The organism is Nocardia sp. NPDC057272 (assembly GCF_042668615.1).
Lineage (GTDB): Bacteria > Actinomycetota > Actinomycetes > Mycobacteriales > Mycobacteriaceae > Nocardia.
Genome location: NZ_JBHUYK010000005.1, coordinates 135,956 through 159,028 on the forward strand (window position 1 = coordinate 135,956; position 23,073 = coordinate 159,028).

The 23,073-nt window shown below is 68.3% G+C and carries 27 protein-coding genes; 21 read left to right on the forward strand and 6 right to left on the reverse strand.

The features are described 5' to 3' along the window. Positions 1–43: 43 nt before the first annotated feature. The 8 genes from ACFULV_RS09895 to ACFULV_RS09930 all read left to right on the forward strand — a co-directional run bounded on the left by ACFULV_RS09895 (position 44) and on the right by ACFULV_RS09930 (position 6,110). Entirely contained in the window at positions 44–349 is a 306-nt protein-coding gene (locus ACFULV_RS09895; protein ID WP_011210678.1) for a DUF2469 domain-containing protein, read from the forward strand. Positions 350–439: 90 nt separating this feature from the next. Further along, the gene (locus ACFULV_RS09900; RefSeq protein WP_378626379.1) at positions 440–796 is read left to right on the forward strand and encodes a YraN family protein; all 357 of its coding nucleotides are present in this window, start codon (positions 440–442) and stop codon (positions 794–796) included. Further along, a complete protein-coding gene (locus tag ACFULV_RS09905; RefSeq protein WP_378626380.1) occupies positions 796–2,304 on the forward strand; it encodes a YifB family Mg chelatase-like AAA ATPase in 1,509 nt (502 codons plus the stop codon). Before ACFULV_RS09900 ends, ACFULV_RS09905 begins: the two co-directional genes overlap by 1 nt. Next, the gene (gene dprA / locus ACFULV_RS09910) at positions 2,301–3,482 is read left to right on the forward strand and encodes a DNA-processing protein DprA (RefSeq protein ID WP_378655114.1); all 1,182 of its coding nucleotides are present in this window, start codon (positions 2,301–2,303) and stop codon (positions 3,480–3,482) included. The genes ACFULV_RS09905 and dprA overlap by 4 nt, the downstream gene beginning before the upstream one ends. A gap of 225 nt (positions 3,483–3,707) precedes the next feature. Further along, positions 3,708–4,631, forward strand: a complete 924-nt coding sequence (locus ACFULV_RS09915) for a tyrosine recombinase XerC (protein ID WP_378626382.1) — start codon at positions 3,708–3,710, stop codon at positions 4,629–4,631. A 413-nt stretch (positions 4,632–5,044) separates the two neighbouring features. Next, positions 5,045–5,410, forward strand: coding sequence for a YidH family protein (locus ACFULV_RS09920; protein ID WP_378626383.1), 366 nt, complete (start codon positions 5,045–5,047; stop codon positions 5,408–5,410). Further along, the gene (locus ACFULV_RS09925; protein WP_378626384.1) at positions 5,407–5,706 is read left to right on the forward strand and encodes a DUF202 domain-containing protein; all 300 of its coding nucleotides are present in this window, start codon (positions 5,407–5,409) and stop codon (positions 5,704–5,706) included. Before ACFULV_RS09920 ends, ACFULV_RS09925 begins: the two co-directional genes overlap by 4 nt. Before the next feature lie 62 nt (positions 5,707–5,768). Next, entirely contained in the window at positions 5,769–6,110 is a 342-nt protein-coding gene (locus ACFULV_RS09930; protein ID WP_378655116.1) for a hypothetical protein, read from the forward strand. 31 nt (positions 6,111–6,141) lie between these two features. Here the strand turns inward: ACFULV_RS09930 and ACFULV_RS09935 are convergent, their stop codons facing one another. From ACFULV_RS09935 to ACFULV_RS09945, 3 genes are all read right to left on the reverse strand, one after another. Then, positions 6,142–6,654: a DUF1990 family protein gene (locus ACFULV_RS09935; protein WP_378655119.1), complete on the reverse strand. Its 513-nt coding sequence runs from the start codon at positions 6,652–6,654 to the stop codon at positions 6,142–6,144. 61 nt (positions 6,655–6,715) lie between these two features. Beyond that, positions 6,716–7,258, reverse strand: coding sequence for a M23 family metallopeptidase (locus ACFULV_RS09940; RefSeq protein WP_378655121.1), 543 nt, complete (start codon positions 7,256–7,258; stop codon positions 6,716–6,718). A 103-nt stretch (positions 7,259–7,361) separates the two neighbouring features. Beyond that, on the reverse strand, positions 7,362–8,081 hold the full coding sequence (locus ACFULV_RS09945; protein WP_378655124.1) for a hypothetical protein: 720 nt from the start codon (positions 8,079–8,081) through the stop codon (positions 7,362–7,364). 416 nt (positions 8,082–8,497) lie between these two features. Here ACFULV_RS09945 and rpsB point away from each other — a divergent pair, with 416 nt between their 5' ends. The 5 genes from rpsB (at position 8,498) to ACFULV_RS09970 (ending at position 12,959) form a co-directional block, all read left to right on the forward strand. Next, positions 8,498–9,388, forward strand: a complete 891-nt coding sequence (rpsB, locus tag ACFULV_RS09950; RefSeq protein WP_062989975.1) for a 30S ribosomal protein S2 — start codon at positions 8,498–8,500, stop codon at positions 9,386–9,388. Positions 9,389–9,640: 252 nt separating this feature from the next. Beyond that, positions 9,641–10,465, forward strand: a complete 825-nt coding sequence (gene tsf / locus ACFULV_RS09955; protein WP_358105503.1) for a translation elongation factor Ts — start codon at positions 9,641–9,643, stop codon at positions 10,463–10,465. A 168-nt stretch (positions 10,466–10,633) separates the two neighbouring features. After that, positions 10,634–11,362 (forward strand): UMP kinase, encoded by a 729-nt coding sequence (gene pyrH / locus ACFULV_RS09960; protein WP_378655126.1) that lies wholly within the window; start codon positions 10,634–10,636, stop codon positions 11,360–11,362. 49 nt (positions 11,363–11,411) lie between these two features. Continuing rightward, complete coding sequence (gene frr, locus ACFULV_RS09965; protein ID WP_101468579.1) at positions 11,412–11,969, forward strand: ribosome recycling factor; 558 nt, start codon at positions 11,412–11,414, stop codon at positions 11,967–11,969. Between the two features lie 111 nt (positions 11,970–12,080). Beyond that, positions 12,081–12,959 carry a phosphatidate cytidylyltransferase gene (locus ACFULV_RS09970; RefSeq protein WP_378628247.1) on the forward strand — a complete coding sequence of 293 codons (879 nt, stop codon included), beginning with the start codon at positions 12,081–12,083 and terminating at the stop codon, positions 12,957–12,959. A 3-nt stretch (positions 12,960–12,962) separates the two neighbouring features. Here the strand turns inward: ACFULV_RS09970 and ACFULV_RS09975 are convergent, their stop codons facing one another. Beyond that, positions 12,963–13,340, reverse strand: coding sequence for a lipopolysaccharide assembly LapA domain-containing protein (locus ACFULV_RS09975; RefSeq protein ID WP_378655129.1), 378 nt, complete (start codon positions 13,338–13,340; stop codon positions 12,963–12,965). Between the two features lie 101 nt (positions 13,341–13,441). Here ACFULV_RS09975 and rlmN point away from each other — a divergent pair, with 101 nt between their 5' ends. Further along, a complete protein-coding gene (gene rlmN / locus ACFULV_RS09980; RefSeq protein ID WP_378626392.1) occupies positions 13,442–14,551 on the forward strand; it encodes a 23S rRNA (adenine(2503)-C(2))-methyltransferase RlmN in 1,110 nt (369 codons plus the stop codon). Between the two features lie 44 nt (positions 14,552–14,595). On the opposite strand, the gene ACFULV_RS09985 is transcribed toward rlmN, so the two are convergent. Then, positions 14,596–15,399, reverse strand: a complete 804-nt coding sequence (locus tag ACFULV_RS09985; RefSeq protein ID WP_378626393.1) for a transglutaminase family protein — start codon at positions 15,397–15,399, stop codon at positions 14,596–14,598. A 115-nt stretch (positions 15,400–15,514) separates the two neighbouring features. Here ACFULV_RS09985 and ACFULV_RS09990 point away from each other — a divergent pair, with 115 nt between their 5' ends. The 4 genes from ACFULV_RS09990 to ACFULV_RS10005 all read left to right on the forward strand — a co-directional run bounded on the left by ACFULV_RS09990 (position 15,515) and on the right by ACFULV_RS10005 (position 18,811). After that, positions 15,515–15,937 (forward strand): uL11 family ribosomal protein, encoded by a 423-nt coding sequence (locus ACFULV_RS09990; RefSeq protein ID WP_378655132.1) that lies wholly within the window; start codon positions 15,515–15,517, stop codon positions 15,935–15,937. A gap of 2 nt (positions 15,938–15,939) precedes the next feature. Beyond that, positions 15,940–16,572: a hypothetical protein gene (locus tag ACFULV_RS09995; protein WP_378655135.1), complete on the forward strand. Its 633-nt coding sequence runs from the start codon at positions 15,940–15,942 to the stop codon at positions 16,570–16,572. A gap of 93 nt (positions 16,573–16,665) precedes the next feature. Beyond that, complete coding sequence (locus ACFULV_RS10000; RefSeq protein WP_378626396.1) at positions 16,666–17,805, forward strand: serine/threonine-protein kinase; 1,140 nt, start codon at positions 16,666–16,668, stop codon at positions 17,803–17,805. A 43-nt stretch (positions 17,806–17,848) separates the two neighbouring features. Further along, positions 17,849–18,811: a LysR family transcriptional regulator gene (locus tag ACFULV_RS10005; RefSeq protein WP_378655137.1), complete on the forward strand. Its 963-nt coding sequence runs from the start codon at positions 17,849–17,851 to the stop codon at positions 18,809–18,811. Positions 18,812–18,875: 64 nt separating this feature from the next. Here ACFULV_RS10005 and ACFULV_RS10010 read toward each other — a convergent pair whose 3' ends face one another. Beyond that, positions 18,876–19,145, reverse strand: coding sequence for a DUF2631 domain-containing protein (locus tag ACFULV_RS10010; RefSeq protein ID WP_378655140.1), 270 nt, complete (start codon positions 19,143–19,145; stop codon positions 18,876–18,878). 95 nt (positions 19,146–19,240) lie between these two features. Between ACFULV_RS10010 and dxr the strand changes: the two genes are divergently transcribed. The 3 genes from dxr (at position 19,241) to ispG (ending at position 23,047) form a co-directional block, all read left to right on the forward strand. Further along, positions 19,241–20,434 (forward strand): 1-deoxy-D-xylulose-5-phosphate reductoisomerase, encoded by a 1,194-nt coding sequence (gene dxr, locus ACFULV_RS10015; protein WP_378655142.1) that lies wholly within the window; start codon positions 19,241–19,243, stop codon positions 20,432–20,434. 147 nt (positions 20,435–20,581) lie between these two features. Next, positions 20,582–21,778, forward strand: a complete 1,197-nt coding sequence (locus ACFULV_RS10020) for a M50 family metallopeptidase (RefSeq protein ID WP_378655144.1) — start codon at positions 20,582–20,584, stop codon at positions 21,776–21,778. A gap of 114 nt (positions 21,779–21,892) precedes the next feature. After that, positions 21,893–23,047, forward strand: a complete 1,155-nt coding sequence (gene ispG, locus ACFULV_RS10025) for a flavodoxin-dependent (E)-4-hydroxy-3-methylbut-2-enyl-diphosphate synthase (RefSeq protein WP_378626402.1) — start codon at positions 21,893–21,895, stop codon at positions 23,045–23,047. Positions 23,048–23,073: the final 26 nt, after the last annotated feature.

Sequence of the window (23,073 nt, forward strand, 5' to 3'; positions counted from 1 at the left end):
CACCAATGAACGCGGCGCTGCTAGCAGGAGGACGTCCCACCCGATGAGTGCTGAGGACCTCGAGAAGTACGAAACCGAGATGGAACTGTCGTTGTACCGCGAGTACAAGGACATCGTCGGCCAGTTCTCGTACGTCGTGGAGACCGAACGGCGCTTCTACCTGGCCAATTCGGTCGAGCTGCGTCCGCAGAACGCCGACGGCGAGGTGTATTTCGAAGTGCGGATGAGCGATGCGTGGGTGTGGGATATGTACCGCCCGGCACGGTTCGTCAAGCACGTTCGGGTGATCACGTTCAAGGACGTGAACATCGAGGAGCTGGAGAAGCCGGACCTGCGCCTGCCGGAGTAGTTGTCCACAGGGGCGCGGTTATCCACAGGATTTCTTTTGCCCAGGTCGCGGGGGACAGCCACGTGAGCGTCTGTGGCCATGCTTTCGCTCATGGCACACAAACAGGCGCTCGGGGCGTACGGGGAGAAGCTGGCCGCGCAGTATCTGTGCGAGTCGGGGATGGAGATCGTCGCCCGCAATTGGCGGTGTCGATACGGTGAGCTGGACCTGATCGCCCAGGACCCGTCGATCACCGCGTTCGTCGAGGTGAAGACGCGGTCGGGCCTGGGGTTCGGAACTCCGGCCGAGTCGGTCACCTTCAGCAAGCAGCAGCGCATCCGCCGGCTGGCGCTGCTGTGGCTGGCCGAACAGGACGGGCCGTGGCGGCGGATCCGCTTCGACGTCGTGTCGGTCCTGATGCCGCGGGGGCGCGGGCCGGTCATCGAACATCTGACCGGCGCGTTCTGATGGCGCTCGGACGGGCGCTGTCGGTCGCTGTGACGGGGGTCGACGGGCAGCTCGTGGAGATCGAGGCCGATATAGGTCAGGGTCTGCCCTCGGTGAATCTGGTCGGTCTGCCCGATACCGCCCTCCAGGAATCGCGCAATCGGGTGCGTTCGGCGGTGGCCAATACGGGGGAGAAGTGGCCGGACGGCCGGGTGATCCTGGCCCTCTCGCCTGCGACACTGCCGAAAGTGGGCAGCGTCTACGACCTCGCACTGGCGGTTTCCGTGCTCGACGCCTCCGGGGCGGTGCCCGGCGAGCGGCTGGTGAAAACGGTGCTGCTGGGGGAATTGGCGCTCGACGGGCGGGTTCGGCGGGTGCGCGGGGTGCTGCCCGCGGTGATCGCGGCCCGTCGGGCCGGGCTGCCCACGGTGGTCGTGCCCGCCGAGGCGGTGGCCGAAGCGGGGCTGGTCGAGGGAATCGAGGTGCTCGGGGCGACGAGCCTGCGGGCAGTGGTGGCGTGGCTGCGCGGGGAGGGCCGGCTGCTCGAACCCGACGGCGTCGTGCCGGGGACACAGGTCCCGTGCGGTGACCTCAGCGATGTCGTCGGGCAGGACGAGGCCCGCTGGGCGCTGGAGGTCGCTGCGGCAGGCGGGCACCATCTGCTGCTCACCGGGCCGCCCGGGATCGGCAAAACGATGTTGGCACAACGTCTTCCGGGGCTGCTGCCGCCGCTGTCGGAAGCGGAGTCGCTGGAGGTGACCGCGATCCATTCGATGGCGGGATCGCTGTCGGCCGAGCAGCCGTTGCTCACGGTGGCTCCCTTTGTCGCGCCGCATCATTCGACGTCGGTCACCGCCATGATCGGCGGTGGTTCCGGCATGGCCGGTCCCGGCGCGGTCAGCCGGGCCCATCGCGGGGTCCTGTTCCTCGACGAATGCGCCGAGATCGGCACGAAAGTCCTGGAGGCACTGCGGACTCCGCTCGAAGAGGGGGAAGTGCGCATCGCCCGGCGCGACGGCGTTGCCCGGTACCCGGCCCGCTTCCAGCTCGTCTTGGCGGCCAATCCCTGTCCGTGTGCTCCGGCACGCGATGTGGACTGCATCTGCGCGCCACTGGCACGGCGCCGCTACCTGGGCAAACTGTCGGGGCCGTTGCTCGACCGCATCGATATCTGGGTCCAGATGCACGGGCACGCCGGTGCGACGTTCGGCGACGAACAGGCCGAGAGCAGCAGCACGGTGGCCGAACGCGTGGCCCGGGCGCGAGCCCGCGCGGCGCAGCGGTGGAGCGAGGACGGGTGGGCGACCAATGCCGAAGTGCCGGGCCACATTCTGCGGAAGCGATTCACGTTGCCGCGGGAAGCGATCGCGCCGATCGAGACGGCCTTACGGCTGGGGCGCATGTCGGCCCGTGGCGCCGACCGGGCCATCCGGGTCGCCTGGACGGTCTGCGATCTGCGCGAAGGGGAGCGGCCCACCGTGCAGGATGTGATGTCGTCGTTGAACTTCCGGCAGCGAGGCGCGCAATGAGCGAATCGTGTGCGGTCGGCGAGGTGGTGGACCTCGACGGTGATCCGGACGAGCGCCGACTCGCCTGGGTGTACCTGTCGCGGGTGGTGCAGGGGCCGTGTGCGCCACTGTCGGCCTTGATCGCCTCGGTCGGGGTGTGCGAGGCCGCGCGTGCTGTCCGTGAGCACGAGTTGCCCGCGGCACTGCGTGGTCCCACCGCGATGCGGCGTGAGATCGACTCGGCAGCAGCGGATCTGGAGACGATCGCGCGTCTGGGCGGGCGGGTGATCACTCCCGACGACGAGGAATGGCCGGGCTGGCGGATGCTCGGACTCGATCAGCTCGACAGCGAGCGTGATCGCGAGGCGGCTGTGCCGCTGGTGCTGTGGGCGCGGGGTCCCCTCTCGCTCCACAGCGCGTCCGAACGTGCTGTCGCGGTGGTCGGTTCGCGGTGTAGCAGTGGATACGGGTTGCAGGTGGCGAGCGAGATCGCGTGCGACCTGGCAGGCCGGGGCTGGACGATCGTCTCCGGAGCGGCCTTCGGCATCGACGCGGCGGCACACCGGGCGGTCCTCGCCGTCGGTGGAACCACCGTCGCGGTCCTCGCCTGCGGTGTCGATCGTCCCTATCCGGCGCAGCACGACCGCCTGCTCGCCGCCATCGCCGAAAGTGGTCTGGTCGTCAGCGAATACCCGCCGGGCATCTCGGCGCAGAAACATCAGTTCCTGGCGAGGAACCGGTTGATCGCAACGCTCGGGGACGGGGTTCTGGTGGTCGAGGCAGGGTTACGCAGTGGCGCTCGCAACACCGTGAAATGGGCCCGCAGACTGGGCCGGCCGGCCATGGCTGTGCCGGGACCGGTCGGGTCGGCCTCCTCGGCAGGCTGTCATCGCATGATCAGAGACGGCGAGGCGCTGCTGGTAACCCGAGCCGACGACATCATCGACGAAGCGGGTCCCCTCCGTCTCCCCGTCAGCGCAGGTGGCACGGCGGACCCCGCCGGCCACCTGCGCGGTGCTGAAGCTGAGATCTACGCGGCGCTACCCACCATCGGCTCGCGTCTACCTCGCGAACTGTCGCAGCAGTCCGGCTTGGACCTGGCCACGGTTCGAGCGGTCCTGCCGAGCCTGGAGCTCGCCGAACTGGTCGGCTGCGATTCCGGTGGGTGGTTTCGGACCTCCGGTCGGCGAGCCAGCTGACGTCGTGAGCGCCCAGCAGGGTGTTGTCGTGTGAACATCGGTGGGCCGGGCGAGCGCAGGGTCTGTCCCGGCTGCGCGGCGCTCGTCGAGTGGTAGGGCGACTGAGTGCTTCGCCGGCAGGGCGGCGACGGGTGCGCAGACGGGCAGTTCGGCGCAGCGGACCGTTCGGTCGGCTCGGCGGCGTGGTGGGTTGCGTGGGGGACCGGGAAGGGTGACGGTTGGGTCATGGATGTGTTGCCCGATGACCTGACCGCGTTGCTTACCGAGTTCGGACGGCATCTGCGGTTGGGCCGGAATCGGTCAGCACATACGGTGCGCGCGTATCTGGGGGATGTTCGGTCGCTGCTCGAGCATCTGTACGCGCGGTCGGCGGATTCGGCGGTGCGGGAGCTGGATCTGCCGTTACTGCGGTCGTGGCTGGCCGAGCTGGCGGCGGCGGGGGTGGCCCGGACGACCCTGGCTCGGCGGGCATCGGCGGCAAGGACTTTCACCGCGTGGCTGACCGAGACCGGGCGGCTCGGTGTCGACCCGGGGCTGCGCCTGCAAGCTCCGAAAGCCCATCGCGTGTTGCCCGCGGTGCTCGGCCGCGGTCAGGCCGAACAGGCCATGGTCGCGGCGGAATCCGGGGCGGCGCAGCAGGATCCGATGGCGCTGCGGGATCGGCTGGTCGTGGAGTTGTTGTACGCCACCGGGATTCGTGTCAGCGAGCTGTGCGGTCTCGATCTCGACGACATCGACCGGGAGCGCCGTCTGGTGCGGGTGCTCGGCAAGGGCAACAAGGAGCGCTCGGTACCGTTCGGTGGTCCGGCCGACACGGCGCTCGAGGCCTGGCTCCGGGCCGGCCGGCCCTCGCTGGTCAACAGCAACTCGGGCCGCGCCTTGTTCCTCGGCCAGCGTGGTCGCCGCCTCGACCAGCGCCAAGCGCGCGCCGTCGTCCACGACGTCATCGCCGCGATCCCCGGCGCTCCCGACATGGGCCCGCACGGCCTGCGCCACAGCGCCGCCACCCACCTCCTCGAGGGCGGCGCCGACCTGCGCGTCGTCCAGGAACTCCTCGGTCACGCCAGCATGGCGACCACCCAGCTCTACACCCACGTCTCCGTAGAACGCCTCAAACGAGTCCACGACCAGGCCCACCCCCGCGCCTGACCGCGTCGAGTCGGTCTTCGGCCCGGCCGCCTTCGATGGCTGATCGTGCCGAGTGGGTTCTCGGCCAGGCCCCGTGCGCGGCCGATTGGCTAGAGCGGTCTGGGGCCGCCCCCTGCGACTGGTCGCCTTGAAACGGGTTCACACCTTCCCCGCGTCGGCGGGTGACCTTGGTCGACCCGCAGCGTGCCGATCCTCGTGTCCGGTCTGGGGAAGTTGGCTCCCCGGAACAGTGCCGCTCCGGGAGTTCCTCGGACGGCCGGGAACCCTCGCACGTCCCTGTCATGGAGTGCGCACGATCGGCGCCGCGCTGTCACCGCACAGATCAGCGGCGACAACACGATCGACGCCGCGCTCATACGGATCATCGGTGGGTGGATCGGGGTAGCGCATGATGGGGGCAGGAGGTGGTGGTCGTGACGTTGCCCGAGGTCGGGGCCGAATCGGACGACGGCGAGGAAGAGGTCGACTATCGGTTCACCCTCGCTAACGAGCGGACGTTTCTGGCGTGGATCAGGACCGCGATCGGTCTGCTCGCCGGCGGCGTCGCGGTGCACACCCTCGTGCAGCCGACTCGGCTGGCCGGATTCGCCGGTGCCATCTCGATGATCTGCCTGATCATGGCGCTGGCCGTGGCCCTCGCCGCCTTCCGGCACTGGCGCCGGGTCGATCTCGCGATGCGTTCCGGGCGACCGTTGCCCGGAACGGTCCTGGTTCCCGTGTTGTCGGCCGGTGTCGCGATCGTCGCCGTGCTCGCCTGCGTGGCGGTCGTGCTGTCGTGACCGCACCGACCCTGGCGATGGAGCGCACCGCCCTGGCTTGGCGGCGCACCGCTCTCGGAGCGGCCGGCTGCGCCCTGCTCTTCGTGCACGAGGCGACTGTCGACGGTTGGCCGACATGGCCGGTCCCTTTCGCCGCTGCTGCGGTCGCCCTGCTCGTGTCCGGAGTCGGCTGGTCGCGTGGCCGCGCACTCGATCGCGGACGCTCTGGCACCGCGCACCGATTCGTCGCGACCACCACCCTCGCTGTCGCGGCCGTCTCCCTCATCGCGGCGGTCACCGTACTGCTCAACGGGTAGCTCGCGCTCGCCCTGCGACGTACTCGGCACCGGGGGCGTTGTCAGAAAATAGTGTGGTGGACGTGACTTCCCTGCGTGAGCGGCTGCGCGCCGCGTTGAAACCTGCGATGAAGGCCCGCGACCTCGGCGCGGTCACGGCGCTGCGTTCGGCGCTGGCGGCGATCGACAACGCGGAGGCGATCGATGCCGCTGACGTACGAGCCGGCGCCATGGAGGAAAGCCCAGTCGGCCTCGGTGCGGCCGAGGCTGTTCGCCGCGACCTCACCGAGGTCGAGATCGAAGCGATCGTCCGTCGAGAGATCGACGAAAGACGTTGTGCCGCAGCTGAATATGACCGACTCGGCGCGATCGATCGCCGCGATCGGTTGAGCGCCGAAGCCGACACGCTGGCCGCGCTGCTCTGATGGCCGTACCCGTGCCGACCGGGCCGCGACGTCAGTTGCTGGTGGGCAAGGTGTTCAGGTAGCGATGGGTGAACCAGCGCTGGATCAGCCGGGCGACGGGTCCGCCGAGACGGACGTACCAGGCGCCCGGCCGGGAGAAGGCGGTGATCAGGCCGTAGACGGTGTCGTCGGTCGGGTCGTATTCGACGGCGAACAGTTCCTCGCCGACCTCGGGGTGTCCCGGCAGGGTGCCGTAGGCGAAACCTCGGCGGTCGGGTTCGTCGAGGACGTAGACGACGCGGCAGGGCGCGCTGATGTTCAGTGGCCCGATGCGGAGAACGACCGTCAACTCGGTTCCGGGCTGCGCGGTTTCGGTGTCGGCGCCGCGAAAGGTGCCGACGCCCTTCTGAATTCCGAAGTCGAGAATGTAGGTGGCCGCGCGCTCGAACAGATCGCGGCCGTGGCCGATCGGCCGTCGATTCCGGAACCGGTGGTACCCGTCGGGCATCGTGGCGCGGGTGGCGCCCACGTCGGGATAGGTGAAAGGCGCTGAATTCTCGGACACGCCTCGATTCTCGTCCGCGACCGGCTGCCGCGGGGGCGGGGTGGCGGAGCGTTTCGTCACATCACGGTTCCAACGGTTTCAGCCGGACCGGCACCTCGTGCAGGAGTCCCAGCGGGTCGACGTATTCGCGCCGGTTGTGGGCGCCGGATTCACGGCGGGCTCCCCAGTGCAGGCACACGGCGGCCGGACACCCCTCGTGTCCGGCCACCAGCGTGCCGATCGCCGTGCCCCTGACCACCCGGCTCCCCACCGCGGCCTTCGCCGTCACCGGTTCATAGGTGGTGCGCAAGCCGCCCGGATGATCGATGGACACCACCGGCTTGCCCCCCACTTCCCCCGCGAACACCACGATGCCGTCCCCCGCCGCCAGCACCGTCTGCCCGGCGCTACCCGCCAGATCCACCCCCCGATGTCCCGGCAGCCAATTCCGCTCCGGCTTGTCGAACCGGCGCTCCACCGTCGGCCGCGGCCGCAACGGCCAACCGAACGGCCCCGATTCCGCCGCCTCGGCGGGCACCGCCCCACTGAGCACAATCGCCACCAGGCAGACGACACCCAGCACCCGCCCGAGAATCGTCCACGTCCGGAGCGCCGCTCGCCGCATCGTCGAGGATGTGCGCGGCCGCCGACCGCGACCGGTCCTGCCCGGCCACGCCGTGTTGTCGGGCCGCGAGCGATCGGCAGGGAACCTTTCGAACATCGAGGCCTCAGCGGTGAGGTCGTGGTGTCGGCACACGCTGCTGCCCGGCCAGCGACCGCAGCATCTCCCGCAGGACTGCGGGGAGTTCGGCCGCTGATCCACTTCCGCCGCCCGCCCGCACCACGATCTCGATCTCCGACCGAGCCCCCGCACTCTGATCGATCCCCTGCGGCCGCGCCGGGGCGGAGCCGGGATCGTGGACCGTCACCTGAACCGGAACCGGTGCGGGAACGAGTTCGCGTCGAGGCACGGTCACCGGAACCATGGTCGATTCCCGGCCGCACGAGACAGGGCCGGACGGGCGCTCCCGCGGCTGCACAGGCGCGGCGCCCCTGCGCACACCTTCCGGCGTCGGCCTCGGCGGGAGTTCCACAGCCACCGCTGCTCTCAGGTTGATTTCGACGGCTACGTCCGCCGCCGGTCTGCCCGGCGAGGTCGGCGCGCTCTGAGGATTCGGCACGGGCGGTGCTATCGGCACAGCGCCGGGCGCGGCCGCGCGCTGCGCCGGGCGAATCACCTGGCCGACGTCCTCGGGTGGGTGGGCCAGGACGACAGCCCCGCGCACTCCGGCGCATACGGACGATGATCCACTGTGATGGGAGAGCGTCGGCGCGACGTCTGCGTCCGGAGCGCCGCTCTCGGGGTGTGCCGCGGCCGGTGCGGCAGCGATTCCCGCCGCGCAGAGCAGCGGAAACGTCGTGATCAAGGTGCGTGTCAAAGTGTTCATGCCCCAACTCTGGGCGCCGGACAACCCCACCGGGACAACGACTTCGGGAATGTGGACAACTTGCCCGCATGTGGATATCGCGTACTTCATCCGCGAAATGGGCGGTCGTTGCGCAGGGGCGATTTCGGACCTGGCCCTGCTCCGCGTAGACTGAACAAGCGGTTTGTGCTCAGCAGCCAATGCGTGTGCACAGCACGGACCGACTTCGCGCGCCACCCGTGCTCGTCCATCCGGTCGTCGCTCGCAATGCAGACGGTCCGCGAGGGCATGTCAGCGCGAGTTCTCCAGCGGATGAACAGGGAAATCGTCGGCTGGTCCCGGATTCTTCGAATCGGGTCCGGCGGTTTCGGTGGCGCCAGGGCAGTCGATCGCCGATCGACCGCGACAACCGGCAACGAAAGAGAGATACGAAGGCTATGCCTGTCGTAACTATGAAGCAGCTGCTCGACAGCGGCGCGCACTTCGGCCACCAGACTCGTCGGTGGAACCCGAAGATGAAGCGGTTCATCTTCACCGACCGCAACGGCATCTACATCATCGACCTGCAGCAGACGCTGACCTTCATCGACAAGGCCTACGAGTTCGTCAAGGAGACTGTCGCCCACGGTGGCACCGTCCTCTTCGTCGGTACCAAGAAGCAGGCCCAGGAGTCGATCGCTTCCGAGGCGCTGCGCGTCGGGATGCCCTACGTCAACCAGCGTTGGCTGGGTGGCATGCTCACCAACTTCTCCACCGTGCACAAGCGCCTGCAGCGCCTCAAAGAACTCGAGGCGATGGAGCAGACCGGTGGCTTCGAGGGTCGTACCAAGAAGGAAATTCTCATGCTCACGCGTGAGATGACCAAGCTGGACCGCACCCTCGGCGGTATCCGTGACATGGCCAAGGTTCCCTCGGCCATCTGGATCGTCGATACCAACAAGGAGCACATCGCCGTCGGCGAGGCGCGCAAGCTGAACATCCCGGTCATCGCGATCCTGGATACCAACTGCGACCCCGACCTGGTCGACTACCCGATCCCGGGTAACGACGACGCGATCCGTTCCGCCGCACTGCTCACCAAGGTCGTCGCTTCCGCGGTGGCCGAGGGCGTGCAGGCCCGCGCGGGCCAGGCTTCCGGCGACGCGAAGCCCGAAGCCGGCGCAGGCGAGCCGCTGGCCGAATGGGAGCAGGAGCTCCTGTCCTCGGCGACCCCGGCTGCCGAAGCCGATGTCGCTGCCGCGACCGAGGCCCCGGCCGTCGAGACCCCGGCCGAGGCCGAGGCCGAGGTCAAGGCCGACCCGGCACAGCACACCCCGGCCGACTTCTGAGCTGACCGGTAGCGCACTGTTCACCTTGCCGACCCGTCTGAATTCAGATGTGGTCGGCAAGGTGGCGTAATACCCGAACAAGTAAGTGCATGGCCTCGGCCGAGATGTCTTTTCCGTGGTTTCTCGGCCGCCTCGATCTGGACTGACCAGAGGGTGCGACGAAGGAGTGCCCGCCGGGAGGGAAGATCGAGGCCCACAGGGCCGAGAAACCTGCGGCGCCAGCCGCCAAAAATTACAGGAGGCTCGCCCCCGATGGCGAACTACACCGCTGCTGATGTGAAGCGGCTCCGGGAGCTCACCGGCTCCGGCATGATGGACTGCAAGAACGCGCTGGCCGACTCCGACGGCGATTTCGACAAGGCCGTCGAGGTGCTGCGTATCAAGGGCGCCAAGGACGTCGGCAAGCGCGCCGAGCGTGCGACCGCCGAAGGTCTGGTCATCGCCAAGGACGGCGTCATGGTCGAGATCAACTGCGAGACCGACTTCGTCGCCAAGAACGCCGAGTTCCAGCAGCTGGCCGACACCATCGTGACCGCGGCCGCCGCGGCCAAGCCGGCCGACCTGGACGCCCTCAAGGCGCTCAAGCTGACCGACGGCACCGTTGACGACGCCGTGCAGGCGCTGTCGGCCAAGATCGGCGAGAAGCTGGAACTGCGTCGCGTCGTGTCCTTCGACGGCCCCGTCGCCACCTACCTGCACAAGCGCGCTTCGGACCTGCCGCCCGCCGTCGGCGTGCTGGTGGAGTACGAAGGCACCGGCGACGCCGCTGCCGACGCCGCGCGTGCCGCGGGCATGCAGGTCGCCGCGCTCAAGGCCAAGTACCTGACCCGCGAGGAGGTGCCCGCCGATGTCGTCGACAACGAGCGTCGCATCGCCGAGGAGACCGCGCGCGAAGAGGGCAAGCCCGAAGCCGCGCTGGCGAAGATCACCGAAGGCCGCGTCAACGGCTTCTTCAAGGACGTCGTGCTGCTCGAGCAGTCCGCCGTCACCGACTCCAAGAAGACCGTCAAGGCGCTTCTGGAAGAGGCGGGCGTGAACGTGAAGCGTTTCGCTCGTTTCGAGGTCGGCCAGGCCTGATCCGCCTGAACTTCACGCATAGCCTCTTCGGCGCGGTGTGATACCGCGCCGGAGGGGCTTTCCTCATGGATCGACCGACCCCACTTCCGGGTGACCGCAACCTGATAGGGCAGGATGGATGCCGCCTGCTCGCCCCGCTCTCGACCTCGCCGAAGGAGACCGACACCCATGACCGACCCGGGTAACGACCGCCCTGGATACAACCGGGTGCTGCTCAAGCTGGGTGGGGAGATGTTCGGTGGTGGCGGGGTGGGCCTCGATCCCGACGTCGTGCAGACCGTGGCCGAGCAGATCGCCGAGATCGTCGAGACCGGCGTGCAGGTGGCCGTGGTGATCGGCGGCGGCAACTTCTTCCGCGGCGCCGAACTGGAGGAGCGCGGCATGGAGCGGGCGCGCTCCGACTATATGGGCATGCTCGGCACCGTGATGAACAGCCTTGCCCTCCAGGATTTCCTTCAGCAGCAGGGTGTGGACACCCGCGTGCAGACCGCCATCACCATGGGCCAGGTCGCCGAGCCCTACCTGCCGCTGCGCGCCAAGCGCCACCTCGAGAAGGGCCGCGTCGTGATCTTCGGCGCGGGAATGGGCATGCCCTACTTCTCCACCGACACCACCGCCGCTCAGCGCGCGCTGGAAATCGGCGCCGACGTGGTGCTGATGGCGAAAGCGGTCGACGGTGTGTTCGACGCCGATCCGCGCGTCGACCCGGATGCGAGCATGTTCACCGAGATCACCCACAAGGAAGTGATCGAAAAGGGCCTGAAGGTGGCCGATGCCACCGCTTTCAGTCTCTGCATGGACAACCAGATGCCGATGCTGGTGTTCAATCTGTTGATCAAGGGCAATATTGCCCGCGCGGTCGCCGGTGAACCCATCGGCACCCTGGTTCGGTCGTGACCCCGCACCCGCGGACGATGACGATGACGACGCTGTGGAGGATTCGGTCGTGATTGATGAAGCGCTCTTCGATGCCGAAGAGAAGATGGACAAGGCCGTCACGGTGGCGAAGGACGACCTGGGCAGCATCCGTACCGGTCGCGCCAACCCGGGCATGTTCACCCGTGTGCTGATCGAGTACTACGGCTCGCTCACCCCGATCACCCAGGTCTCGAGCATCACCGTGCCCGAGCCGCGCATGGTCGTGATCAAGCCCTACGAGCAGAGCTCGCTGGGCCTGATCGAGAACGCCATCCGCAACTCCGACCTGGGCGTGAACCCGACCAACAACGGCGACATCCTGCGCATCTCGGTGCCGCAGCTCACCGAGGAACGCCGCCGCGAGATGGTCAAGATGGCCAAGAGCAAGGGCGAGGACGCCAAGGTCTCGATTCGCAACGTCCGCCGCAAGGCGATGGACGAACTCGGTCGCATCCAGAAGGATGGCGAAGCGGGTGAGGACGAGGTCGGGCGCGCCGAGAAGGAACTCGACAAGACCACCGCCAAGTACGTGGCCCAGGTCGACGAGCTGGTCAAGCACAAGGAAGCCGAACTGCTCGAGGTCTGAGCGCCAGATCTCGCCAGTCCCGCTCGTGCGGGGGATGAACGGAACGACGAGTTGAGCGACGGGACAATCGTGGCCGAAGACGCCGCCGCCACCGGGGCGGCACCGGATCCCATGCCGGACAAGGTCGAGGAGACCGCGGCCGCGCCGCAGGACGAGCAGCCGCCCGCCCCGACCTCACGGGCCGGGCGGAATCTGCCCGCGGCACTGGCAGTCGGGCTGACGCTCGGGCTGTCGTTGATCGCGATCCTGTTGTTCGTCCCGAAGGTGTTCATCGCGGTCGCGGGCATCGGCGTCGGCGTGGCGACCTGGGAGGTCACCAAGCGGCTGCGCGAAGCCGATGTGCTGGTGCCGCGGATTCCGCTGCTGGTGGGCGGTCAGGCGGTGTTCTGGCTGGGCTGGCCGTGGGGGGCGAGCGGGGTGCTCGGGGCGTTCGCCGCCACCGCGCTGGTGTGCATGGTGTGGCGTCTGTTCGACCACGGCCTCAGTACCGCGCCGAAGAACTTCCTGCGTGACACCGCGATCGCGGTGTTCACCCTCACCTGGATCCCGCTGCTGGCCGCGTTCTCGACGCTGCTGCTGCTCGAACCCGACGGCAATCTACGGGTGCTCACCTTCATGATCCTGGTGGTGTGCTCCGATGTCGGCGGCTACGTCGCCGGTGTGCTGTTCGGCAGGCATCCGATGGTGCCCGCGATCAGCCCGAAGAAGTCGTGGGAGGGGTTCTGCGGGTCGCTGGTGTTCAGCGTGATCGGCGGTCTGCTGACCGTCACGCTGCTGCTCGAGGCGAACTCGATGATCGGTGTGGTGCTCGGTGTCGGCCTGGTGGCCGTGGCGACCATCGGTGATCTGATCGAGTCGCAGATCAAGCGGGAGCTCGGCATCAAGGACATGGGGACGCTCCTGCCGGGGCACGGGGGAATCATGGATCGCCTGGACTCGATGCTGCCCTCGGCGTTCGTCTCCTGGCTGGTACTCAGCGCGCTGATCTGATCGTCAGGGCCTCTTGGCGGCGTGCCGCAGTTGCAGGATGCGGACTCCGCCGACCAGGCCCATCACCAGCGCCCCCGCGATCACCGACAGCAACACGGTGACGCCGAGCGGCAGTTCGAAGTGCCAGAACAGCAGGTTGGTCCGGACCTTGTCGAGATTCTGGATGATGAAGATCAGCAAGACGATGCCGAGCAGGGCCGCGGCCAGCAACGCGATCCAGGTGTAGCCGGTGCGCGATCCGTGCACGGCGTCGCGCGGAGCCGGTGCCGGTGTGGTAGCAGGCTTCGCCGGTTCGGTCGGCTTGTTGTGCTTGCCGGTGAGATCGGTCGGCGGCGGGTCGTGTTCGGCCGGTGACGCACCGGATTCTGCGTGTGTACTCATAGTTCGATCATTGCCGACTGCTATGGCTCGTGCACGCATCTTGTCGATAACGTTGCCCGGCGTGGTGACCACGACGGTGCGTTTGGGACAATGGTGAAACTATGGCCATCTCCCTGCCCCTCGTGTTCGATGCTCCGCGCCGCGGCATGCCGCCGCGCCACCTCGCCGATCTCGATTCGGACGAACGCAAGGCCGCGGTGCAGGAGCTGGGATTGCCGAAGTTCCGGGCCGACCAGCTGGCCCGTCAGTACTACGGCCGCCTGCAATCCGATCCCGCCCTGATGACCGACCTACCCGCCGATGTGCGCGCGAAGGTCGGCGAGACGCTGTTCCCGCCGCTGCTGTCAGTGGTGCGCAATATCGCGTGCGACGAGGGCGACACCCGCAAAACGCTGTGGAAGGCGCACGACGGGACGCTGCTGGAGAGCGTGCTCATGCGTTACCCCGACCGCAACACGCTGTGCATTTCCAGTCAGGCCGGGTGCGGGATGGCGTGTCCGTTCTGCGCGACCGGGCAGGCGGGGCTCACCCGCAACCTGTCGACCGCGGAGATCGTCGACCAGGTGCGTGCCGCCGCGGCGTCCTTGCGCGACGGCGAGGTGCACGGCGGTCCGGGCCGGCTGTCCAACATCGTGTTCATGGGGATGGGCGAGCCGCTGGCCAACTACAAGCGGGTGGTGAACGCGGTTCGCCGGATCACTTCGCCTGCTCCCGACGGGCTCGGCATTTCGCAGCGGTCGGTGACGGTGTCGACCGTCGGCCTGGCGCCCGCGATCCGCAAACTGGCCGACGAGAACATGTCGGTGCGCCTGGCGGTGTCGCTGCACACCCCCGACGACGAACTGCGCGACACCCTGGTGCCGGTGAACAATCGCTGGTCGATCGCCGAAGTGCTCGACGCCGCACGGTATTACGCCGACAAGTCCGGGCGTCGCGTGTCGATCGAGTACGCGTTGATCCGCGATATCAACGACCAGCCGTGGCGTGCGGACCTGCTCGGCAAGAAACTGCACAAGGCGCTCGGGCCGCTCGTGCACGTGAACCTGATCCCGCTCAACCCGACACCGGGCAGCGAGTGGGATGCCAGCCCCAAGCCGGTCGAGAAGGAATTCGTGCGCCGCGTGATCGCCCAGGGCGTGTCGTGCACCGTGCGCGACACCCGCGGCCAGGAGATCGCCGCCGCCTGCGGTCAGCTCGCCGCCGAGGGTTAGAAGGCGCTCGTCGCCGTTGACGGGTTCGGAGGACGTGCCCGAGCTCAGACGATGCTGCTCGGTGCGATGAAGTCGTCGTAGGGGAGTGGGCCCGCGACGAAGGCGTTGACCGACATGAAGTTCAGGGTGATGTCGCCGCCGTGGTTGTCCAGGAAGGCGATATCGGAGGCGTCGCGGCCGGTGGCGATGCGTACCAGGCTCGAGCGCGGCGCGAGGCCGGTCGGGTCGTAGGTGCGCCACTCGCCGTCGATGTAGGCCTCGCAGACGGCGTGGAAGTCCATCGGCACACAGCCCGGCGCGTAGACCGCGGCGACCCGGGCGGGGACGCCGACGGCGCGCAACAGCGCGACCATCAGATGCGAGAAGTCGCGGCAGACGCCGGTGCCGGAGAGCAGCGTCTCCACCGCGCCGTCGATGGGTGTGCTGCTGCCCGAGACATAGGTGATCCGTCTGCCGATCCACGACGAGACGCGGTTGGCCACCTCGGGATCGGCGATGCCGTAACCGAATTCGGCCGCCGCGAAGCCCAGCAGCTTGTCCGACTCCGCGTAGCGGCTCGGCCGCCGGTACAGCGCGAGGTCGTAGTCGGAGGGCGGCGCGAGGACGGCGGTGCCCAGCACGGTCGCCTGATAGTCGATCCGGAGGGTGCCCGCGCGCACGTCGAGCACGTGGATCCGGGAACCGTGCGGACCGACCACTTCGCGTGGCGTGCAGAACTCGCCGTCGAGCGAGCATGTCATGGACTCGATGAGATCGAGTCCTGGCTGGCGGGCGACAGCGATCTGACACTGCAGCACCGAATCGGCATGGACCGCGACCTCCAGGCGAGCGGAAACGTCCCGTTTCACGCCCACAGACTGACAGGCGAATCGGGATCAGGCGAACCGAACCGCGCGAGCGGGTTGCGGCCCAGGCGTTATCGTCGTGGGACCGGTTCGACGCGTGCGTCCGAGATCGTTGACTATGGCGCGCGAAACAGCCTCTGTCACAGTCACTCTCGAGCTCGAAGCGGGCAATGCCTCGCTGATGGTCCTCGGCAAGATGCTCGGTCCGACCGGCGTTGCGCCCTTCGAGGTCAAACGGCGCTACGACGCCGCCACCGCGGATCGACGTGGCGAGATCATTCCGGCCGTCATCACGATCGACGCCCGCAAACGCTGGACGATGCGGCTCAAGACCCCGCCGACCGCGTCCTTGATCCGCAAGGCTCTCGGCCACCCCGGCTCCCCGCAGCCCGGGCACAAGCCGGTCGGCGCGATCAGCCGGGACCAGTTGCGCCGCATCGCGATCCGCAAACTTCCCGACTTGAACACCACCGATGTGGAGGCGGCGATGCGCATCGTCGCGGGCACGGCGCGATCGATGGGTGTGCGCGTGGAGGAGTGAGCTTGGGATGTAGTGCCCTGTACTCGCGCCCATTTGGCCGGGTAGCTGTCGCGGTGTTGCTGACCTTCACACTGATCATCGGCGGCGCCGTCACCTGGGTGTGGCAGGACGAGAGCACCTGGATATCGGACATGCTGGAACGGTCGCGTGCGCACAAAGATCTGGCCGCGATGTCGCAGGCATTTCCCCAGATGGTGCCGACCGGATTCGCGGACGGCCCTGGATTCGAAGGCCGCGAGTGTTCGGCGTACGCGAACACGAAGATTCGGAACGAACTCTTGTGGGAGCTGACGTTTCAGCAGGCAGACGCGAAATGGTCGTGCGGCAGCCTGGAAAGTGCCGATACCGACTACTTCTTCTACGCCTTCGCGACCGCGGCAGACGCGGTCGAGGCCGTGAATCGGTTTCGTGGTGAGACCGGTGACAAAGGAAACGCGTCGTCGGGGTCGCGGACCGACCACCATCGTGAACAGACCTACAACGGTGGATACAGTGGTTCCGCCGTGGTGTCCACCTTCAGCGATCCCGCGCGAGAACGGTGGGTGCTGGTATTCCAGCGCGGCTCGGCTTTCACCACAGTCGAGGCCGACATGCCTGTTCTCCTCGCCGACATCGCCCGCTTCCCACTGGGTTGAACCCGCCACCCGGCGGTGTACTGCACCGATTCGCGGGTCCTGCGTTTGGTAGGGTCCAGGCCGTCGGACGAAGAGCGAGATTCGGGGGTCAGAGTGGTTTCTGACGGGACGGTGTTCGCCGGCTACACGATCGACCGGCAGCTGGGTCAGGGCGGGATGGGGTCGGTGTATCTGGCCAGGCACCCGCGTCTGCCCCGATGGACGGCACTCAAGCTGCTGAATCGGGAGTTGTTCTCCGACAAGGAGATCCGGGCCAGGTTCGAGCGCGAAGCCGACCTGGTCGCCCAGCTCGACCACCCCAATATCGTCACCGTGTTCGACCGCGGCGTCGAGGGCGATCAGCTGTGGATCAGCATGCAGTACATCGACGGGATCGATGCCTCCTCGCTGGATCCGCATTCCCTGCCGCCGGACCGGGCGCTGCAGATCATCGGTGAGACCGCCGCCGCGCTCGACTACGCGCATCGCGCGGGGGTACTGCACCGCGACGTCAAGCCCGCCAACATCCTGCTGGCGCGTTCCAGCAGCCAGGAGCGGGTGTATCTCACCGACTTCGGCATCGCACGGCTGCGCGACGATTCGGGTCATCTCACCGAGACCGGATCGTTCACCGCCACGCTGGCCTACGCCGCACCCGAGCAGCTCACCGGCGCAGCACTGGATCACCGCGCCGACCAGTACTCCCTCGCGTGCACCCTCTATACATTGCTGACCGGCAGCGCACCGTACGAATCGACCAGCCCGGCCGCGGTCATCACCGGGCATCTGCAAGCGCCGCCACCCCCGATCAGCCCGCGTCGCGCCGGCCTGCCGCCGGTGCTCGACGCTGTGATGGCACGTGCGCTGGCCAAGCGACCCGCTGACCGGTTCACCTCGTGCGAGGAGTTCGTCGACGCCGCCCGACGGGCGGTGCGCACCGGAACCACCGGCGCCCGCCCGATCGCCCGGCCCACCTCGGGGGCGCACGCGCAGCCGTTCGTCGGCATGCAGCCCATGCGCCCGGTGAGTTCGACGGGCACTCCCATCCCGCAGTACAACCCCGCTCCGATGCCCCCACGGATGCCGCAGCCGCAGTACGCGCCCACGCCGCAGTATTGGCAGCCGCAACCGGCGCCGATACCGAATCCGCCGCCGCAACGGGGCGGCTGGGGATCGGCGCTGGGCACCTACGCGGTCCTGTTGGTCGTCGTCATCGTGATCGCCGGCGTGATCGCGCTGCTGGCCAACCTCTGATCGGCTCGTCGACCCGATCGGCGGGTGCCATATTCTGGTCAGAATGAGCGACTTCGACGTCACCGCCGCCGACTCCATCGACCTCGACCGGTTGCGTCGTTTCGTCGCAGTCGCCGAGGAGTTGCACTTCGCCCGCGCGGCCAAGGCGCTGCGGATCCCACGGCAGGCGCTGAGCGCCACCGTGATCGAGCTGGAAGAAGAACTCGGCACCCGCGTCTTCGTGCCGGGCGCTTCGCCCACCCAGCTCACCGACGACGGCACCGCGCTGCTCGCGCGTGCCAGGGACCTGATCCGGGTGCGCGAGCAGGCCGAACGGGAGCAGAAGCCCGACGCGCCCGCGAGCCTGCGAGTGGGGTTCGTGCCGGGGGTCACGGTGTCGAAGTGGGCGCGGATCTGGGGCGAACGGCTACCCGACCACCCGCTCGAGGTCGTCGGCGTCGCGCAGGGCGAGCAGGAGGCGGTGCTGCGCGAGGGGCGCGTCGACCTGTGCTTCGTCCGCCTGCCCATCGACCGGACCGCGACCAACGCGATCGCGCTGTGGCAGGAGACGCCGGTCGCGGTCGTGCAGAAAGACGACGCGCTGTCCCTGCTCGAGACGATCAGCCCGGCGGATCTGGCCGACGAGACGATCCAGGCCGGCGCCGACCTCGATCAGGCCGTCGACACTCTCGCCCTGGTCGCCGCCGTGGGTGGCGCGGCGATCATGCCGCAGTCGATCGCGCGCCTGCATCACCGCCGCGACCTGGTCTACCGCCCGATCAGCGACACCGAGTTCACCGAGATCGCGCTGGCATGGCCTGCCGGGACCGACAGTGATCTGCTCGAGGAGTTCGTCGGCATCGTGCGCGGCCGCTCGGCCAACAGCTCGCGCGGCGGGGTCGCGGAACCGGAGCAGCGCGCCGCGGCGCCCGCGCGCAAACCCGCGGCGAAGAAGCCCGCGGCCAAGAAACCGGCGCCGAAGAAGCCGGTCGCGCGTGGCCGCAAACCGGCCCGGCGCGGCCGCTGACACACGAAAACGCCTGCGGCGCATCGTGATTGCCGCAGGCGTGGACGTGCTTGTCGTCGAAGAACTACTTCGGCATCCGCCGGGTGAGCGAATCGACGACCAGGATGAGCGCCATCGCGCCGGCCAGGCCGACGAGGAAGATGTCCTCGACATGACCCTGGTGGTTGCCGATGGTCATCCCGAGCAGGGCCACGACGACGACCCAACCCGCGATGCGGAAGGTCTTGCGCGACTCACCGCTCCAGCCCCATGCTGCCGAGGGCACCTCGGCGGGGTCGACGCTGGTGGCGACGGCACGCTCGGTGCTGGCTTTATCGAGGTCCGTGGCTGCCACGATCGCTCCTAAGGGCTCGAGTTCTGGTTGGGCGAGTGAGCATATCGTGGCATACGACCGTCCGTCGTAGCCAGCAGCCCTGCCACAATGGGCCCGTGTCCCACCCCGCAACGCGTGCCGCGCACGCCAGTTCCCCGTCCACCGATCGGGTGAAGGTGCTGCTTCTCGGCAGTACCGGTTCGATCGGTACCCAGGCGCTCGAGGTGATCGCCGCCAACCCCGACCGCTTCGAGGTGGTCGGGCTGGCGGCACGCGGCGGCAACACCGCCCTGCTCGCCGAGCAGATGACCGCCACCGGCACCCGCAATGTCGCCGTCGCCGATCCCGCCGCCGCCCAGGCGCTCGGGCTGGAACTCGGCGGCCCCGACGCCGTGACCGAACTGGTCCGCCGCACCGCCGCCGATGTCGTGCTCAATGCCCTGGTGGGTTCGCTGGGTCTGGAACCCACGCTGGCCACCCTGCACGCGGGCACCCGCCTGGCGCTGGCGAACAAGGAATCCCTGGTCGCGGGCGGCTCCCTGGTGACGCGGGCGGCCGCGCCAGGCCAGATCGTGCCCGTCGACTCCGAGCACTCGGCGCTGGCCCAGTGCCTGCGCGGCGGTCGTGCGGAAGAGGTCGACCGGCTCGTGCTCACCGCGTCGGGTGGACCGTTCCGCGGCTGGAGCACCGAGATGCTCGAATCGGTGAACCCCGCGGAGGCCAAGACCCACCCGACCTGGTCGATGGGCCCGATGAACACCCTGAACTCGGCCTCGCTGGTGAACAAGGGCCTGGAACTGATCGAGACCCACCTGCTCTTCGGTGTGCCCTACGACCGCATCGACGTCACCGTCCACCCCCAGTCGATCGTCCACTCGATGGTCACCTTCACCGACGGCTCGACCCTGGCCCAGGCCAGCCCCCCTGACATGAAACTCCCCATCGCCCTGGCGCTGGGCTGGCCCGACCGCATCCCCGGCGCAGCCGCCGCCTGCGATTTCGGCACCGCCTCCACCTGGACCTTCGAACCGGTCGACGACGAGGTCTTCCCCGCCGTCCGGCTGGCCCGACAGGCAGGCGAAGCGGGCGGCAGCGTCACCGCGGTCTACAACGCCGCCAACGAGGTCGCCGTCCAAGCATTCCTCGACGGCAAGATCACCTTCCCCGCCATTGTGCGCACCGTCACCCGCGCGGTAGAGGCCGCCGACCGCTGGCATGCCGAACCCGATACCCTGGACGACGTCCTCGCGGCCGACCGCTGGGCACGGGAGTACGCCGCGAAGACCATCGACGGTGAAACAACGTCCTGACCTGACGACCACAACGAGACCACCACGTTTTCGGCCGCCCCGGATCCGAGGGGCGAGACGGAACGCCGCAGGCGCAGTATCGCCCCTCGGATTCGGGGTTACGAGGCCGAAAACACGCGGCGCCAGCCGCCAAAGAGAAGGGCCCACATGGTTTTCGCGCTGGGGTTCGCACTGTTCGCGCTCGGCATCACGATTTCGATCGCGCTGCACGAGTGCGGGCACATGTGGGCCGCGCAGGCCACCGGCATGAAGGTGCGCCGCTACTTCATCGGCTTCGGGCCGAAGGTGTTCTCGTTCCGTCGCGGTGAGACCGAGTACGGGCTCAAGGCGCTGCCGCTGGGCGGCTTCTGCGACATCGCGGGCATGACGGCGCTCGACGAGCTCGAACCGGAGGAGGTCGACCGGGCGATGTATCGCCAGTCGACCTGGAAGCGCCTCGTCGTGATGTTCGGCGGCATCGGCATGAACTTCCTGCTCGGGTTCGTCTTGCTGATGGTCCTCGCGATCGGCTGGGGCCTGCCCCAGCTCGAGCAGCCGCCCGCCACCGCGCTGGGCACCATGAGCTGTGTCGCGCAGGAGACCCCGCAGAAGACCCTCGCCCCCTGCACCGGCGACGGACCCGCCCAGCGCGCCGGTTTGCGGCGTGGTGACGTGGTGAAGGCCGTGAACGGTGTCGAGGTGAGCACCTGGGCGCAGTTCCAGGCCGAAACCCAGAAGCAGACCGGCACTTTCACCTACACGATCGAACGCGACGGCACCACGCTGACGGTCCCGGTCACCCCGGAACGGGTCGTGCGCTCGCCCAAGGAAGGCGCGAGTCGTGAGGTGAGCGCGGTCGGCGTCGGCCCCGACTACGCCGAGCCGAAGCAGTACGGCCCGATCGCGGCGATCCCGGCCACCATCTCGTTCACCGGTGATTTCTTCGTCGAGACGGTGAAGTCGCTCGCCAAGATGCCGCAGAAGGTGTCGGCGCTGTGGGAAGCGGTCACCGGCGGCGAGCGCGATCCGGAGACCCCGGTCAGCGTCTACGGTGCCAGCCGCATCGGTGGCGAGACCGCCGAGCGTGGCCTGTGGGGCATGTTCATTATGGTGCTGGCCAGCTTGAACTTCTTCCTGGGAGCATTCAACCTGCTGCCCCTGCTGCCGCTGGACGGCGGGCATATCGCGGTGGTGCTCTACGAGAAGATCCGCAACACGATCCGCGGCTGGCTCGGCAAGGCCCCTGCCGGTCCGGTCGACTATCTGAAGCTGCTCCCGGTGACCTATGTGGCGGTAGTGATCGGTGGTGCGTTCATGGTGCTGACCTTGGCCGCCGATATCGTCAACCCGATCCGTCTGCCCTGAGGTGAGACGGCCGGTGTCGTGCCCCTCACAGGGCGCCCCGTTACCCTGCGCGACTAAGCTCGGCAACAACAACCCAGGTCGATCCGCGAAACGTACGAAAGAAGGCAGCCGAACGTGACCAGCACAATCGGATTGGGGATGCCCGCCGCCCCCGCTGCTGTTCTCGCACCCCGGCGCAAGACCCGCCAGCTGATGGTCGGCAATGTCGGCGTCGGTAGCGATTCGCCGATCTCGGTGCAGTCGATGACCACCACCAAGACCCACGACATCAACGCCACGCTGCAGCAGATCGCCGAGCTCACCGCCTCGGGCTGCGACATCGTGCGGGTGGCCTGTCCGCGCCAGGAAGACGCCGACGCGCTCGCCACGATCGCGAAGAAGTCGCAGATCCCGGTGATCGCCGACATCCACTTCCAGCCGCGCTACATCTTCGCCGCCATCGACGCGGGCTGCGCGGCGGTGCGCGTCAACCCGGGCAACATCAAGGAATTCGACGGCCGCGTCGGCGAGGTGGCCAAGGCCGCGGGCGCCGCGGGCATCCCGATCCGCATCGGCGTCAACGCCGGTTCTCTGGACAAGCGGATGCTGGAGAAGTACGGCAAGGCCACCCCCGAAGCGCTGGTCGAGTCGGCGCTGTGGGAGGCGAGCCTGTTCGAGGAGCACGGCTTCGGCGACATCAAGATCTCGGTCAAGCACAACGACCCGGTGATCATGGTCGAGGCCTACCGCCAGCTCGCCGCGCAGAGCGACTACCCGCTGCACCTCGGTGTCACCGAAGCGGGCCCGGCGTTCCAGGGCACGATCAAGTCCGCGGTGGCCTTCGGCGCGCTGCTCAGCGAGGGCATCGGCGACACGATCCGCGTGTCGCTCTCGGCCCCGCCCGCCGAGGAGATCAAGGTCGGCGGCCAGATCCTGCAGTCGCTGAACCTGCGCCCGCGCAAGCTCGAGATCGTGTCCTGCCCGTCGTGTGGACGCGCCCAGGTGGACGTGTACACCCTGGCCGACGCGGTCGCCGCCGGTCTGGACGGCCTAGAGGTGCCGCTGCGCGTCGCGGTGATGGGCTGCGTCGTGAACGGGCCCGGCGAGGCACGCGAGGCCGACCTCGGTGTCGCCTCCGGTAACGGCAAGGGGCAGATCTTCGTCAAGGGTGAGGTCATCAAGACCGTGCCCGAGCATCTGATCGTGGAGACCCTGATCGAAGAGGCGATGCGCATCGCCGAACAGATGGACGCGGAGCCGGGTGCGGAGCCCGTTGTCTCTGTGAGCTGAACCGACCTCCGCACACGGTCATCCGG